We start from the raw sequence: 16,640 nt of genomic DNA, 5'->3' as shown, positions 1-16,640 counted from the left end.
AGTTTTTACTGCGCAAACTTTATGAGAATGGCATGGATAAAAGTGGGCGAGGTTATTGTTTTATGGGTTATCAGGAAACAATCACATTTATTTTGGAGATGATTGGAACTATTGCATTTGCGGCGTCAGGTGCACTGGTGGGATCGGAGCAGAAGATGGATATTTTCGGAGTTTCGGTTCTTGGGGTGATCACTGCAGTTGGCGGTGGTATGATTCGTGATGTGACGCTGGGAATTACTCCTCCGGGAGTTTTTCAGAAGCCAGTATATGCGGCTGTAGCAGTGCTCACTTCAGTGCTGGTGTTTTTTCTCCTTTATTTTAAAAGGGAGATGCTGAAAGGAAATGTTACTTATGATAAAGTAATGCTGGTGATGGACTCTGTAGGACTTGGGATATTTACTGTGGTTGGCGTAAATACTGGAATCCGTCAGGGGTTTGCAGACAACACTTTCCTGCTGGTATTTGTGGGAACCATCACCGGTGTTGGCGGAGGATTGCTCCGTGATATGATGGCAGAAGTGCCGCCTTATATTTTTGTAAAGCATATTTATGCATGTGCATCCATTGTGGGAGCTATTGTTTGTGTGTATACGTACCGCTGGTTTGGAGTGGTGTTCTCCTTGATCTTTGGATCTGCAGCGGTGATCCTGATGCGGTATCTGGCTGCACATTACAGGTGGAACCTGCCGAAATTAAAATAAAAGGTAGCTATTAGAGGAGTACTTATGATTAAAGCAGAGAATTTATCCTATTCTTTTCCACATAAAGAGTTATATAATAAAATTTCATTTACCCTGGAGGATGATGTGCATTGTGCCTTTATCGGGACCAATGGAACCGGTAAGAGTACACTGGTGAACATGATCCTTCATCCGGATAAATATTTATACGATGGGAAGCTGATCGTGGATGTACCTGGAAGGATTGGGTATGTCAGTCAGTTTTACACCGTTGAGGAAGAAAAAGAGATTACGGTATTTGATTATATCAGTGAAGAATTTGTAAGGCTTCAGAATAAGATCAACCAGATCTGCGAGGATATGGCAGCGACAGATCATCTGGAGGAGCTGATGGAGGAATATCAGCAGACTTTAGATGAATTTAATGCCATTGACGGTGACTTTTACGAAAGTAATATCCGCAAGCAGCTGAAAACAGCGGGTCTGGCTGGGTATGAAGACCAGCTTCTTACAAATTTAAGCGGCGGAGAGTTCAAGCTGGTGCAGGCTATCCGGGAGATGATGATCAGCCCGAAATTTATTATTATGGATGAGCCAGATGTGTTCCTGGATTTTCAGCACTTAAATGCACTTCGGAATCTGATCAATTCCCATAAGGGAACATTGCTTGTGATCACCCACAACCGCTATCTTCTGAATCATTGCTTCAACAAGATCCTCCATCTGGAGAATACGGAGATGCAGGAATTTGATGGCAATTATGTGGATTATAATTTTGCACTTCTTCAGATGAAAATTGAGCAGCAGGAGCTGGCTGCGGCAGATATGGAGGAAATCGAGCGTAATCGCAAGATTGTAGAGCGTCTTCGAAACAGCGCTACTGCCATTGACAGTGCAACAAGGGGAAGAAGCCTTCATGCGCGAGTTTCCCTTTTGGAACGTCTGGAAGCGAGAAAGACAAAGTCTCCATTTGTGGATATTAAGCAGCCGGAGATCGTATTTCATGCAGATGAGGTTTTGAATGCGGAAGTTTCTGATGAAAATGCGGAAGAATGTTTGGAAAGTGAAGGAAAGTCCGGGCAGGGAGATACGAATGCGGAAAATGAAGCTGAGAAGATAGTGTTAAGTGTAGAAGACTATAATGTGACCTTTGACCGTAAGATTATGGAACATGTTTCCTTTGTTCTTCATGCAGGGGATAAGGTTGCAATTGTGGGACCAAACGGTACTGGAAAGACGACCCTTCTTCGTGATATTATCAAAGGAGAAAACCCGGCAATCCGTCTTGGCGAAAATGTTAAGATGGCATATCTTTCCCAGATGCATGGGGAGGTATTTGATGAGAAGGCCACTGTTCTTAAGAATTTTGAGGATGCAGGCTTTGATACCGATGATCAGGTGATAGCTTACCTGAAAACCTATGGTTTTGAGAAAGAGCTGATCTACAGTCCTGTGTGTGAGCTGTCTGGTGGAGAAAAGAATCTTCTCCAGCTTGCGAAGATTTCCAGAACAGGTGCAGGTCTGCTGCTACTGGATGAGCCAACCAGTCATCTGGACACATATTCCCAACTGGCACTGGAGCAGGCGGTAGAGAAATACAATGGGACAGTTCTCATGGTTTCCCATGATTTTTATACCGTAGCCAACTGCATGGATTATGTGCTTCTCACAGAGGATAAGGGCCTTCGCAAGGTAAGTATGCGAAAATTCCGAAAGATGATTTACGCCGATCACTTTGATAAGGATTACCTGGAATATGAGCAGAAGAAAAAAGAACTGGAGAATCGAATAGCTTTCGCACTTCAGGCTGGCAAGTATGAGGATGCGAAAAAAATTTCACAAGAACTGGAAAAACTTTTGCGGAAATATAATGGATAACAAAATATTTGTATAGGAAGCAGCAGTGACGGACATATGTGCCGGAAACGTATAAGAAAAACAGCCCCCGGAAAAATTCCAGGAGCTGTTTTTAAATAAGGGAAACAAAAATATAGTAAGATGTCAAAATAATTTATTACTCTTCGTGAGTATCCTGCAATGCCAGGTAACCTTCCTCGCCGGTTCTGATCTTGACAACGTTTTCGATGTCGTATACGAAAACTTTTCCATCACCGATCTGACCGGTATGAAGAACTTTCTTGGCGGTTTCGATAACCTTCTGAACAGGAACAAGGCTGACAACAATTTCAATCTTGACTTTCGGAAGCAGGTTCATATCCATCTCAACGCCACGATAGTAAGCAGGAGCCCCTTTCTGGACACCACAGCCAAGAACGTTTGTAATGGTGATTCCGGTTACGCCGATTTCATTCATAGCCTGCATAAACTCTTCCAGCTTGTTCTGACGGGTAATGATAACAACCTTTGTAATCTTATGAACGCCGTCTGTCGGGATTTCCGGAATGAATTCAGCTGGAGCAGAAGGTCTGGGAGCAGCGGTAAATTCTCTGGAAGTTCCCATAGGAGTGGGAACGGAAGCAACAGCATCGCGAATAGCAAATCCGTCATAAGCACTTGCAAGACCATGTTCTTTTATATCAAGACCCTGAATCTCCTCTTCAGCAGATACTCGAAGACCTATAGTATGTTTGATGACCTGGAAAATAATTGTCATTGTAACTGCAACCCATGCAATTGTGATAAGCATTCCGGCAAGCTGTACACCAAATCCATGGAAACCGCCGCCAACAAGAAGACCTTTCCAGCCTGTACCAGCTCCATCGGAGAAAAGACCAACGGCGAGAGTACCAAATGCACCGTTTAAGCCATGGACACCAACAGCACCAACCGGATCATCCACTTTTAATACTTTATCAATAAATTCAATACCAAATACTACGACAAAACCAGCTGCAATACCGATAATAGCAGCAGATGCAGGAGATACAGTATCACATCCTGCAGTAATTGCAACAAGACCTGCAAGAGATCCGTTCAGGGACATGGATACATCTGGTTTTTTATAGCGGATCCATGTGATCATCATAACCGTTACAGTTGCAACTGCAGCAGCAAGGTTTGTGGTAACGAAGATTTTTCCTGCACTTACAATTGCATCGCCTTCCATGGATACAGTGGAAGCACCGTTGAAACCAAACCAACAGAACCAGAGGATAAATACACCAAGTGCACCGACTGTCAGGTTATGACCTGGAATTGCTTTTGATTTTCCACTTTTGGAATATTTTCCGATACGTGGTCCAAGAATGACGGCACCGATAAAGGCGGCCACACCACCTACCATATGTACTGCACAGGAACCTGCGAAATCATGGAAGCCCATCTGACTGATGAAACCGCCGCCCCAGATCCAGTGACCGGAAATCGGATATACTACAAGGCTGATCATAAGACTGTATACACAATACGATGAGAATTTGGTTCTCTCAGCCATAGCACCGGAAACAATTGTAGCGGAAGTAGCACAGAAGACTGTCTGGAAAATCAGGAATGCCCAGAACGGAACTCCGTCAGGAAGCATTGCACTGCCATAATTTGCTTCTGAAGCAATACCACCGATTCTTCCGAAGAAGCCGTTTCCTGCACCGAACATGATTCCAAAGCCAACCAGCCAGAAAGCCGGAGTACCGATACAGAAATCCATCAGGTTTTTCATAATAATGTTACCTGCATTTTTGGCTCTGGTGAAACCTGTCTCCACCATAGCAAATCCGGCCTGCATAAAGAAGACCAGCGCGGCACCAACAAGTACCCAGATCGTGTTTACTGCTGAATAATTCATAATAATTTCCTCCCTCTTTTCGCACTTTTCGAAATGTTTCGAAAAACACGTTTTTAATATCAAAAAGCGCGAAAGAGAAAACAAATTTGTTTTTTCTTTCGCGCCTTTACGATCCTGGTATATTATCTGCGTCTGCAGAAATATTGTTACTGTTCACTCTGTGACCAGTAACACGCTTCGCGATGCACAGAAAGACGAACCTTCTTGTGACAGGCACAAGAAGTAGCGTTTGCTGCGCAAACTTAATTCTCGGGTTTTCTGTGAACTTTGTTTACAAAAAACACCTTGCGGAATGTTACCAGTGAACAGTAACGAAATATTCAGTTGTAAAATTAATATGTAAAACAGGGGATATCCGTATCGTGTGATTAATGGATGAGGAAATCGATAATGAATTATGAAGTAGAGTTTCATAATAGATATCCCCTGTATTTACCTGTGTGAGAAACAAATTCCAAAAACAGGAACAGTTTCTTTCATTTAGAATTCTCCTCTGTAAATCTGATCAGATATAGAAGAGAAGTTTTCCATATGTAGGATATGGAAGCAGATCATCCGGAATGAGAGTTTCAGCTTCATCAGCAGATTTTCTCAATTCCTCCATGTCCTCAAGTACTTCAGCCTGATACAGTTTTGCATTTTCCAGAACATCTTCAGTTGCTTTTGCTTTTGCTGTATCAGATTTCAGCTTCTCAAGACCTTTTGTCATAGCATCCTGAAGTCCGGACAGCTTGGTGATAAGAGTAGTTTCACTCTCACAGGTGATTCCAGGTACAACAGATGCTTTCAGGCTTGCTGTGCTTGCAATTTCTTCAATATAAGACATAACAGATGGAAGAAGGTCTTTCTGAACCATTTCAACCATTGTATTAGATTCGATGTTGATGGTCTTGGAGTAGTTCTCAAGCCAGATTTCATAACGGGAGTGCAGCTCTTCGCTGGTGAAAATGCTGTGCTTTGTGAACAGGTCGATATTCTTCTGGGCAATCCACATTGGGAGAGCATCCGGGGTAGACTTCAGGTTGTAAAGACCACGTTTTTCAGCCTCTTCAATCCACTCATCTGTATAACCGTTACCGTTGAAGATCACACGTTTGTGTTTCTTAATGGCTCTCTTAATCAGTTCATGAACTGCATGTTCCATATCTTCCGGAGCTACACCATCAAGCTCTTTGGCAAACTGGTCAAGAGCTTCCGCAACAGCTGTATTCAATACAATATTCGGGTTTGCAACAGAAGCAGCAGAACCAAGCATACGGAACTCGAATTTGTTTCCGGTAAATGCAAATGGTGAAGTACGGTTTCTGTCAGTATTGTCTTTTACAAAGTGTGGCAGAACAATTGCTCCGATATCCATCTGTACAGCGCCGTGAGAAGTAAAGTAAGTATCATTTTCGATAGACTTCAGAACTTCTGTAAGTTCATCACCAAGGAAAATAGATACAACTGCGGGCGGAGCCTCGTTGGCACCAAGTCTGTGATCATTTCCTGCACTTGCAACGGAGATACGAAGAAGATCAGCATATTCATCAACTGCTTTAATAACTGCCATTAAGAAGACAAGAAACTGAATGTTTTCAGATGGTGTTTTTCCAGGATCCAGAAGATTTACGCCATCATCTGTGATCATGGACCAGTTGTTGTGCTTACCACTTCCATTGATTCCCTCAAATGGTTTTTCGTGAAGCAGGCAAACCAGATCATGTTTGTCAGCAACCTTTTTCATGATTTCCATTGTCAGCTGGTTGTGGTCAACGGCTACATTTGTGGTATCAAATACAGGAGCCAGCTCATGCTGTGCAGGAGCAACCTCGTTATGTTTTGTTTTTGCAGGAATGCCAAGCTTCCAGAGCTCTACATCAAGATCATGCATGTAAGCTGCAACCTTTGGCTTCAGAGTTCCAAAGTAGTGATCTTCCATTTCCTGTCCCTTAGGAGCAGGAGCACCAAGTAAGGTACGTCCGCAGAATACAAGGTCTTTTCTTTCTTTATAAAGTTCCTTTGGAACCAGGAAGTATTCCTGCTCAGGTCCTACTGTTGTGGAAACATGTTTAATTCCCTTGTTTCCAAGAACGTGAAGCATGTTTACGGCTGCATTATTTAAGGTATCCATAGAGCGAAGGAGAGGAGTCTTTTTGTCAAGTGCCTCACCGCTGTAGGAACAGAATGCTGTGGGAATGTAAAGAGTTCCGTCTTTAATGAAGGCCGGTGATGTTGGATCCCATGCTGTGTATCCTCTTGCTTCAAAAGTAGCACGAAGACCGCCGGATGGAAAACTGGAAGCATCCGGTTCACCTTTTACAAGTTCTTTTCCGGAGAAATCCATGATCACCTGTCCATCGCCTGTTGGGGAAATGAAGCTGTCGTGTTTCTCAGCTGTTACATTTGTCATAGGCTGGAACCAGTGTGTATAATGAGTAGCACCATTTTCGATTGCCCATTCTTTCATGGCTACTGCAACGGAGTTTGCAACATCAAGCTCCAGGTGAGTACCATTTTCGATGGTCTTTTTCAGTGCTTTGTACATGTCCTTAGGTAATTTACTGCGCATAATCCTGTCGTTGAAAACAAGACTTCCATAGATTTCGGGAATATTCTGTGTCATAACGGATACGCTCCTTTCACTTTTCATGTCTTTCTTCATCCTTATTTTTGATAAAAGAAAAAGGCGCCTTGGATACATTTCTGTATTCCAAAGCGCCTTTGCTTTATGTTCTGTAGTATACTCAAAAAAAAACAGATGTCAATAGTTTTTTTGAAAAAAATTCCAAAAAGATTTTGCGGTTGACTGAAAAAAGTTCTTGCTCAAATTAGGATAGGCATACTTGACAAATAGGTTTCTTCCATTATAATTTTTGTTCAGAGCCAGGCAAATTTACAGTAAGATATGTGAGCGTGCTTGCATAACGATACGTCCTTGGCTGTAAATTTATTTGGCGATACGCAAAATCGACGAAATGGGATGCATTTTTGAGATTGGATTTGATCATTAAAATAAAACTCAGTACCGAGGAGGAAAACAAATGGCAGAGATTAAAGAAGAGTGTGGTGTCTTCGGAATCTATGACCTGGATGGAAATGATGTGACGTCTTCTATTTACTATGGTCTGACTTCTTTGCAGCACCGTGGTCAGGAAGCCTGTGGCCTGGCAGTATCGGATACTAAGGGACCTATTGGAAATGTTAAGTTTCACAAAGATCTTGGTCTGGTAAGCGAGGTGCTTCGCGAGGATACACTCCATAAGATGAGTGGTGATATCGGAATCGGACATGTACGCTATTCCACAACAGGAGCATCCGTTGCAGAGAACGCACAGCCTTTGGTTTTATCTTATGTAAAAGGAAGTCTGGCACTGGCACACAATGGAAACCTTGTTAACACTGGGACACTGAAATGGGAACTGATCCAGAGCGGAGCAGTTTTTCATACCACCACTGACTCAGAAGTGATCGCATTTCATGTAGCCAGAGAGAGGGTACATACCACCTGTGTAGAGGAGGCAGTTCTGAATACAGCCAGGAAGCTGCAAGGCGCATACGGTCTTGTGATCATGAGTCCCCGTAAGCTGATCGGAGTCCGTGATCCCTATGGCTTAAAGCCTCTCTGCCTTGGAAAAAGGGACAATGCTTACGTGCTGGCTTCTGAGAGCTGTGCACTTACTTCTGTAGGTGCCGAGTTTATCCGTGATATCGAACCTGGTGAGATGATTACGATCAGCCGCAAGGGCGTGAAGTCAGACATGACTCTTGCAGATACTGTGAAAAAACGTGCTCACTGTGTTTTTGAATATATCTATTTTGCAAGACTGGACAGTACCATGGACGGTGTAAAGGTTTATGACGCACGTATACGTGGCGGTAAATCCCTTGCAAAATCTTATCCTGTGGAGGCAGATCTTGTCACCGGCGTTCCGGAATCCGGTCTTCCTGCAGCCAAGGGATTTTCTGAAGAATCTGGTATTCCATTCGGATTTGCATTTTATAAGAACTCTTATATCGGCAGAACTTTTATCAAACCTACTCAGAAGGAGAGAGAATCCAGCGTTCATCTGAAGCTGAGCGTATTGGATGCAGTTGTAAAAGGAAAACGCATTGTACTTGTGGATGATTCTATTGTCCGTGGAACCACCATAGCAAACCTGATCCGCATGCTGAAAGAAGCAGGCGCTCTTGAAGTGCACGTAAGGATCAGTTCCCCGCCATTTTTACATCCATGCTATTTCGGAACCGATGTGCCAAGCAATGACCAGCTGATCGCAGCACAGCACTCCACAGAAGAAATCTGTAAGATGATAGGGGCAGATTCCCTTGGTTATATGGAGATTGATTATCTGGAGGGCATGGCAGGTGGACTTCCTATTTGCAAGGCATGCTTTGACGGAAAGTATCCGATGGTAATTCCAGATGAGAATAATTTACAAAATGATTTTGAAATTCATAAGATATAAGAGAAATAATTTTGCCTGTGCAGGTTGTCTCAGAACTTCCACAATAATAAAATAGTGCATAACTACCAATATACCGGTTGCATATTTGTGCAATCGGTATATTTATTTCTGAAATGTTACAAAAAAGTGTGAAAGAAAAAACTTGACAAATATCGAGACTTGGTGCATAATTTGCCTCAATCAAGGGAAAACGTTTTCAAGAGCCTTTGATTTTGATAGAAAAGGAAACTATAATTCCTGTAAAACAGAAAGGGTGATAACGATGTGTCAGAAGCAGATTAAGCTGAATGCGAAGGAGGATGTTCAGGAATTCGTAAAGGCAGCGGGTAAATGTGATTTTGACATAGATGTTTTCTATAACAGAATCATCATTGATGCAAAATCCATTCTGGGAGTTCTGAGCATGGATCTTACAAGGGTTCTTACTGTACAGTGCCATGGCGAGAGCAAGGAATTTAACCGTACATTACAGAAGTTTGCAGTTGCCTGATTAAGCAGTTGTAAACTGGCACCTTTTAAGGTGTCCATAAAAATCGTAAAAAACAGATATTGCCGGGAACGACTTGAAATATGAGACAGCATGGTATCCCGACAGCATCTGTTTTTTTTAACCCCAAATTGCTATTTAATGTGTTGAAAGTTGTTCAAGGCGGACGCATTCGGACAATGGTGATTGCTCACTCGCCGGCGCAACGCTCCAGCGAACTAACTGCTAACTGCGACTAAATCGTTCAGGAGAGCCTTCACGATTAAGTCTCCGTAAGCAGTGGATTTCGCTTACGCTAAAACCGCGCCTGAAATGGCTCGCTAGAGCAATCACCATTGCCCGAATGCTGTGTACTGGCTGGGACTTATTTGTACATAGGAACTTTCAACAGGTGGGGTGGGTGAGTGATTGGTTTCCCTATACTGTATCGGAAACGAAAGTTTATGGGAATCTTGCCGGAAATTAGCGGCTTTTATAATTTCTATGAAGTATTTGCACATTCTTAGGGCTGTTTTGCAAACAAAGAACTTGACATATTATTTTATGTGTCTTCGATACCCCATTTAGATGGTTGATACTTCGCAGCTTTATTGGTTTTACCTAATCTATCATTGGCAAGAAAGTATCGGGAAACCAATCACTCCCCCTCCCCTCGTTAAAAGTTCCTAAATAACCTCAGTTCCAGCCGACACACAGCATTTGGGCAATGTGTATTACTCCAGCGAGCCATTTCAGGCGCGTTCTTAGCGCAGATGAAATCCAGCGCTTACGAAGACTTATGCGTGAGGGCTCTCCCGAACGCATTAGTCGCAGTTAGCGATTAGTTCATCGGAGCGTTGCGCCGGCGAGTGAGTAATACACATTGTACAAATGCGTCCGCCTTGAAGAACTTTTAATCCACTAAATAGCAAAAAAAGTGGATTGACAAAGCCAAAAAAATGATATATTATATAGCATATTTTTGAATAAGAATTTGTTTTGACAAAGGCGTCAAAGAGAAATGGATAGGTTAAGTGCCCCCTAATCCTCCTCTTTGACGCCTTTTTTACATATTAGAACACATTAAAAGCAATTGGAGGAGGAAATCGAAAGATGGCAGTAAAATACGTTTTTGTCACTGGCGGTGTTGTGTCAGGACTGGGAAAGGGAATCACAGCAGCTTCACTTGGGCGACTTTTAAAGGCAAGAGGTTTTCAGGTCACAATGCAGAAATTTGACCCTTACATCAATATTGATCCCGGAACCATGAACCCTATTCAGCATGGAGAAGTCTTCGTAACAGACGATGGAACCGAGACCGACCTGGATCTTGGCCATTATGAACGATTCATTGATGAAAGCCTGGATAAAAATTCCAATGTAACTACCGGAAAAATTTATTGGTCCGTTTTACAAAAAGAACGCCATGGAGACTTTGGAGGAGGAACCGTACAGGTAATTCCTCATATTACAAATGAAATCAAAAGCCGCTTCTATCGCGCAAAATCCCCGGATGAAAACAGGATTGCCATTATCGAAGTAGGCGGAACAGTAGGAGATATTGAAAGCCAGCCATTTCTGGAATCCATCAGACAGTTTCAGCATGATGTGGGGCATGAAAATGCAATCCTTATCCATGTAACCCTGATTCCATACCTGAAAGCTTCAGGAGAAATGAAAACAAAACCAACCCAGGCCAGTGTCAAGGAGCTTCAGGCAATGGGAATCCAGCCGGATGTTCTGGTATGCAGAAGTGAATATCCGCTGACCGACGATCTGAGAGCCAAAATTGCCCTGTTCTGTAACGTGCCGGTAAGCCATGTACTTCAGAATCTGGATGTAGAGTATCTGTATGAAGCCCCACTTGCGATGGAACGTGAAAAACTGGCAGATGTGGTCATGCAGTCATTGGGACTTGAAAAAAGAAAACCAGATCTTACGGACTGGGAGGCTATGGTAGAAAATCTCCGCCATCCGGATAAAACTGTAAACATTGCCATGGTAGGAAAATATACCCAGCTTCATGATGCATATCTCAGTGTGGTGGAAGCTCTGAAACATGGCGGAATCGCATGCAAGGCGAAAGTAGAGATTACCTGGATTGATTCCGAAGAGTTAAACGAGAAGAACCTGGATCAGAGGCTTTACCAGGTAGATGGAATCCTGGTTCCAGGTGGTTTCGGCGGAAGAGGAACAGAAGGAATGATCCTGGCTGCCCAGTATGCCCGCGTGCATAAGATCCCATACCTTGGAATCTGTCTTGGAATGCAGATGGCAATCGTAGAATTTGCCCGTCATGTACTTGGTTATGAAGATGCAAACAGCATTGAACTTGCACCAGAAACCACCAATCCGGTAATCGCCCTTATGCCAGACCAGGAAGATGTGGAAGATCTTGGAGGAACCCTGCGCCTTGGAAGTTATCCATGTGTGCTTGCAGATGGTTCTTTATCCCTGGAACTTTTCGGACAGAAAGAAATTCAGGAACGTCACAGACATCGTTATGAAGTTAACAATGCATATCGCAAAGAACTGGCAGAAAAAGGCATGACCATAGCAGGAACTTCTCCTGATGGTCACATTGTGGAAATGATCGAGATTCCGGCAAACCCATTCTTTGTAGGAACCCAGGGACATCCGGAGTTCAAATCAAGACCGAACCATGCTCACCCGCTGTTCCGTGGATTTATCCAGGCAGCTGTAGATAAAGTAAGCAAAGAGGAAACTCTTAATCAACAATAGAAAGGATGAGGAAAATGAAAGAAGTGATAAAGGAAAGGCAGGGACTTTACCGTCAGGAATTTGAACATGATAACTGCGGTATCGGTGCAGTTGTCAATATCAAAGGCAAAAAATCCCATGATACAGTTGCCAACGCATTACGGATTGTAGAGAATCTGGATCATCGTGCCGGAAAAGATGCAGAAGGCAAAACAGGTGATGGCGTTGGTATCCTCCTTCAGATTTCCCATAAATTTTTTAAGAAAGCATGTAAAAAAGAGGGAATCGAAATCGGCCAGGAAAGAGAATATGGTATTGGCCAGTTCTTTTTCCCACAGCATGAGATCAAACGTGCCCAGGCAAAAAAAATGTTTGAGATCATTGTGGAAAAAGAGGGATTGGAGTTCCTTGGCTGGAGAGAAGTTCCGGTAGTTCCGGAGGTTCTTGGACATAAGGCAAGAGAGTGCATGCCATGCATTATGCAGGCATTTATCAAAAAGCCGGATGATCTGGAAAAAGGCATCGCATTTGACCGTAAACTGTATATTGCCCGCCGTGAGTTTGAACAGAGTAATGACAACACTTACGTATGTTCTATGAGCAGCCGTACGATTGTTTATAAAGGTATGTTCCTGGTTGGACAGCTTCGTACATTTTTCTCTGACCTTCAGAGCCTGGATTATGAATCTGCGATTGCCCTGGTACATTCCCGTTTCAGTACCAACACAAATCCAAGCTGGGAGAGAGCACATCCAAACCGTCTGATCGTGCACAATGGTGAGATCAACACCATCCGGGGAAACGCAGATAAGATGCTGGCAAGAGAGGAAAATATGGAGTCCCCATACTTAGAAGGGGAAATGCAGAAAATCCTTCCGGTAGTCAACCGAAATGGTTCCGATTCTGCAATGCTCGATAATACGCTGGAATTCCTTACCATGAGCGGCATGGATCTTCCTCTTGCAGTGATGATCACCATTCCGGAGCCATGGGCAAATAACGATACCATTTCCCAGGAAAAACGTGACTTCTATCAGTATTATGCCACTATGATGGAGCCATGGGATGGACCTGCATCTATTCTTTTCTCAGATGGAGATGTGATGGGTGCAGTGCTTGACCGTAACGGTCTTCGTCCGTCCAGATATTATGTAACATCCGATGGATGCATGATCCTTTCTTCTGAGGTTGGAGTATTGCCGGTACCGGAAGAGAAGATCATATTAAAAGAGCGTCTTCATCCTGGAAAAATGCTTCTGGTAGATACGGTCCAGGGCAAGATCATCGATGATAACGAATTAAAAGAGATGTATGCAAAGAAACAGCCATACGGCGAATGGCTGGACAGCAATCTGGTACATTTAAAAGATATTAAGATTCCAAACGAAAGAATGGAAGAATATACAGAGGAACAGCGTTCCCGCCTTCAGAAGGCTTTCGGATACACTTACGAGCAGTATCGTACTTCTATCCGAAACATGGCATTAAACGGTGCTGAGAGCATTGGCGCAATGGGTGTGGATACACCGTTGGCAGTATTTTCCAAACAGAACAGACCGCTTTTTGACTACTTCAAACAGCTTTTTGCGCAGGTAACCAATCCGCCGATCGATGCGATCCGTGAGGAGATTGTCACCAGCACAAGCGTTTATGTTGGAAAAGACGGGAACCTTCTGGAGCAGATTCCGGAGAACTGCAAGGTATTAAAGATTAACAATCCGATCCTTACCAATACAGATATGCTGAAAATTAAGGAAATGCATTACGAAGGCTTTAAGGTGGCTGTTGTTTCCACTCTTTATTACAAGAGTACAAAGCTGGAGCGTGCTATTGACCGTCTGTTTGTAGAAGTTGATAAAGCATACAGGGATGGTGCCAACATTCTGGTGCTTTCCGACAGAGGTGTGGATGAAAACCATATGCCGATTCCGTCTCTGCTGGCTGTTTCTGCAGTACATCAGCACCTTGTAAAGACGAAAAAGAGTACTTCTCTTGCTATTATCCTGGAATCCGGCGAGCCGAGAGAGGTTCATCATTTTGCTACTCTTCTGGGCTATGGCGCAAGTGCAGTCAACCCATATCTGGCATTGGAGACAATCCATGAACTGATCGACACCCATATGCTGGATAAGGACTATTATGCAGCTGTAGACGATTATAATCATGCAGTTATCAGCGGTATTGTTAAGATCGCTTCCAAGATGGGTATTTCTACAATCCAGTCTTATCAGGGATCCCAGATTTTCGAGGCAATTGGTGTATCTCAGGATGTAATCGATAAATATTTCACAGGTACTGTAAGCCGTGTTGGAGGCATTACACTGGAAGATATTGAGGAGAACGTAGAAAAGCTTCATTCGGAAGCATTTGACCCGTTAGGACTTACCACAGACCTTACTCTGGACAGTGTGGGCGCCCATAAAATGAGAAGCCAGGGAGAAGAGCACCGTTACAATCCGGCAACTATTCATCTCCTTCAGCAGTCTACAAGAACAGGCAGCTATGAGATGTTCAAACAGTATACAGATCTTGTGGATAAGGAAAATCACGGTAATCTTCGCGCGCTTATGGACTTTAAGTATGCAGAAAATCCTATCCCGCTTGAAGAGGTGGAGAGTGTTGAAGAAATCGTAAAGCATTTTAAGACTGGTGCTATGTCCTATGGTTCCATTTCCCAGGAAGCACATGAGACACTTGCTATTGCAATGAACCATCTTCATGGAAAATCAAATACCGGTGAGGGCGGTGAAAGCAATGAAAGGCTGGATTCAGCAGGAACAAAAGATGACAGATGTTCTGCAATCAAACAGGTAGCCAGTGGTCGTTTCGGTGTTACCAGCCGTTATCTGGTGTCTGCAAGAGAAATCCAGATCAAAATGGCACAGGGCGCAAAACCTGGTGAAGGTGGACATCTTCCGGCGAAGAAGGTTTATCCATGGGTTGCGAAAACTCGTCACTCCACACCTGGTGTTTCCCTGATCTCCCCGCCGCCGCATCACGATATCTATTCCATCGAGGACCTGGCAGAGCTGATCTATGACCTGAAAAATGCAAATAAATATGCAGATATTTCTGTAAAGCTGGTTTCTGAGGCTGGCGTTGGTACGGTTGCAGCCGGAGTTGCAAAGGCTGGTGCACAGGTAATCCTGATTTCCGGATATGATGGAGGTACTGGTGCAGCACCCAGAAGCTCCATTCACAATGCAGGACTTCCATGGGAGCTTGGACTTGCTGAAACCCATCAGACACTGCTTATGAACGGACTTCGTAACCGTGTCCGCATTGAGACAGACGGTAAACTGATGAGCGGTCGTGATGTTGCAATTGCAGCACTTCTTGGTGCAGAGGAATTCGGTTTTGCTACAGCACCTCTTGTAACTATGGGCTGTGTAATGATGAGAGTCTGCAATCTGGACACCTGCCCGGTTGGTGTAGCTACCCAGAATCCGGAGCTGAGAAAGAGATTCAAAGGCAAACCGGAATATGTTGAGAACTTTATGAAATTTATTGCCCAGGAGCTTCGCGAATATATGGCAAAACTGGGTGTGAGAAGCCTGAAAGAGATGGTAGGACGTACGGATCTCCTGGTTGCTACAGATGCAGTTGATGAGCCGCACAAAGGTAAAGTAGACCTTAGTGCAATCTTGAACAATCCATATGCAAAAGCTGGCAGCGAGGTAACCTTTGATCCGAAAGCAGAGTACAATTTCCAGCTGGAGAAGACTCTGGATGAGAAAGTTCTTGTGAAGAAATGCAGTCGCGCAATTCATGGCGGTGAGAAGACCAGATTTTCGGTAGAAGTAAAGAACACAGACCGTGCATTTGGAACAATCCTTGGTGCGGAGATTACCAGAAATAATAAAAACGGACTGCCGGAAGACACGGTAGAGATTGATTGTACAGGAGCCGGAGGACAGAGCTTTGGTGCCTTTATCCCGAAAGGTCTTACTCTGAAGCTTACCGGCGACTGCAACGACTACTTCGGAAAGGGTCTTTCCGGTGGCAAGCTGATCCTGAAGACTCCGGAAAATGCCGGTTACAAAGCAGAAGATAACATTATTGTCGGCAACGTTGCTCTTTATGGTGCAACTAGTGGAACTGCCTTTATCAACGGTATGGCAGGTGAGCGTTTTGCAGTTCGTAACTCTGGTGCCAATGCAGTTGTGGAAGGAGTGGGAGAGCACGGCTGTGAGTACATGACCGGTGGTCGTGTGGTAGTTCTTGGAAGAACCGGTAAAAACTTTGCAGCAGGTATGAGCGGCGGTATCGCTTATGTTTTGGATGTGGAAAATGTTCTTTATAAGAACTTAAATAAAGCGATGATTTCTATTGAAAAAGTAGATAATAAATATGACAAAAAAGAACTGAAAAATCTGATCGAAGCACATGTAGCTGCAACGGGATCGGAGCTTGGACAGAAGGTTCTGGATCAGTTTGACATGTATCTGCCTCACTTCAAAAAACTCATTCCAAATGAGTACAAGAAGATGATCACATTAAGTGCAAAGCTTGAGGAAAAAGGTCTGAACAGTGAGCAGGCGCAGATGGAAGCATTCTACGAAAGCATAGGAGTTAAGCATTAA

Annotated in this window: 8 protein-coding genes; 6 read left to right on the top strand and 2 right to left on the bottom strand. The window is 43.7% G+C overall.

The window, feature by feature from the left end; translation table 11 throughout:
• The first annotated feature begins 32 nt into the window (after positions 1–32).
• Together AB5618_RS13320 and AB5618_RS13315 are read left to right on the top strand one after the other, a co-directional pair.
• Positions 33–701: a TRIC cation channel family protein gene (locus AB5618_RS13320; protein ID WP_330589305.1), complete on the top strand. Its 669-nt coding sequence runs from the start codon at positions 33–35 to the stop codon at positions 699–701.
• A 24-nt stretch (positions 702–725) separates the two neighbouring features.
• Positions 726–2,558 carry an ABC-F family ATP-binding cassette domain-containing protein gene (locus AB5618_RS13315; RefSeq protein WP_173772384.1) on the top strand — a complete coding sequence of 611 codons (1,833 nt, stop codon included), beginning with the start codon at positions 726–728 and terminating at the stop codon, positions 2,556–2,558.
• Between the two features lie 136 nt (positions 2,559–2,694).
• Here AB5618_RS13315 and AB5618_RS13310 read toward each other — a convergent pair whose 3' ends face one another.
• Together AB5618_RS13310 and AB5618_RS13305 are read right to left on the bottom strand one after the other, a co-directional pair.
• On the bottom strand, positions 2,695–4,422 hold the full coding sequence (locus AB5618_RS13310) for an ammonium transporter (protein WP_368366833.1): 1,728 nt from the start codon (positions 4,420–4,422) through the stop codon (positions 2,695–2,697).
• 505 nt (positions 4,423–4,927) lie between these two features.
• Positions 4,928–7,027, bottom strand: a complete 2,100-nt coding sequence (locus AB5618_RS13305; protein ID WP_368366839.1) for a glutamine synthetase III — start codon at positions 7,025–7,027, stop codon at positions 4,928–4,930.
• 418 nt (positions 7,028–7,445) lie between these two features.
• On the opposite strand from AB5618_RS13305, the gene purF reads away from it, so the two are divergent.
• The 4 genes from purF to gltB all read left to right on the top strand — a co-directional run bounded on the left by purF (position 7,446) and on the right by gltB (position 16,640).
• The gene (gene purF, locus AB5618_RS13300) at positions 7,446–8,870 is read left to right on the top strand and encodes an amidophosphoribosyltransferase (protein WP_173769738.1); all 1,425 of its coding nucleotides are present in this window, start codon (positions 7,446–7,448) and stop codon (positions 8,868–8,870) included.
• 262 nt (positions 8,871–9,132) lie between these two features.
• Positions 9,133–9,360, top strand: coding sequence for an HPr family phosphocarrier protein (locus tag AB5618_RS13295; protein WP_148462805.1), 228 nt, complete (start codon positions 9,133–9,135; stop codon positions 9,358–9,360).
• Positions 9,361–10,449: 1,089 nt separating this feature from the next.
• Positions 10,450–12,078: a CTP synthase gene (locus AB5618_RS13290; RefSeq protein ID WP_173718946.1), complete on the top strand. Its 1,629-nt coding sequence runs from the start codon at positions 10,450–10,452 to the stop codon at positions 12,076–12,078.
• Between the two features lie 14 nt (positions 12,079–12,092).
• On the top strand, positions 12,093–16,640 hold the full coding sequence (gene gltB / locus AB5618_RS13285; protein WP_173770059.1) for a glutamate synthase large subunit: 4,548 nt from the start codon (positions 12,093–12,095) through the stop codon (positions 16,638–16,640).

Source organism: Ruminococcus sp. J1101004sp1_RTP21198st1_B9_RTP21198_201120 (assembly GCF_040924245.1).
In the GTDB taxonomy this organism is placed as follows: domain Bacteria; phylum Bacillota; class Clostridia; order Lachnospirales; family Lachnospiraceae; genus Blautia_A; species Blautia_A faecis.
This window is presented reverse-complemented; position numbering and strand designations above follow the sequence as displayed.

Coding starts and splice junctions, on each gene's coding strand:
- AB5618_RS13320 (WP_330589305.1), top strand. CDS start 33: ATGGATAAAAGTGGGCGAGGTTATTGTTTTATGGGTTATCAGGAAACA.
- AB5618_RS13315 (WP_173772384.1), top strand. CDS start 726: ATGATTAAAGCAGAGAATTTATCCTATTCTTTTCCACATAAAGAGTTA.
- AB5618_RS13310 (WP_368366833.1), bottom strand. CDS start 4,422: ATGAATTATTCAGCAGTAAACACGATCTGGGTACTTGTTGGTGCCGCG.
- AB5618_RS13305 (WP_368366839.1), bottom strand. CDS start 7,027: ATGACACAGAATATTCCCGAAATCTATGGAAGTCTTGTTTTCAACGAC.
- purF (WP_173769738.1), top strand. CDS start 7,446: ATGGCAGAGATTAAAGAAGAGTGTGGTGTCTTCGGAATCTATGACCTG.
- AB5618_RS13295 (WP_148462805.1), top strand. CDS start 9,133: ATGTGTCAGAAGCAGATTAAGCTGAATGCGAAGGAGGATGTTCAGGAA.
- AB5618_RS13290 (WP_173718946.1), top strand. CDS start 10,450: ATGGCAGTAAAATACGTTTTTGTCACTGGCGGTGTTGTGTCAGGACTG.
- gltB (WP_173770059.1), top strand. CDS start 12,093: ATGAAAGAAGTGATAAAGGAAAGGCAGGGACTTTACCGTCAGGAATTT.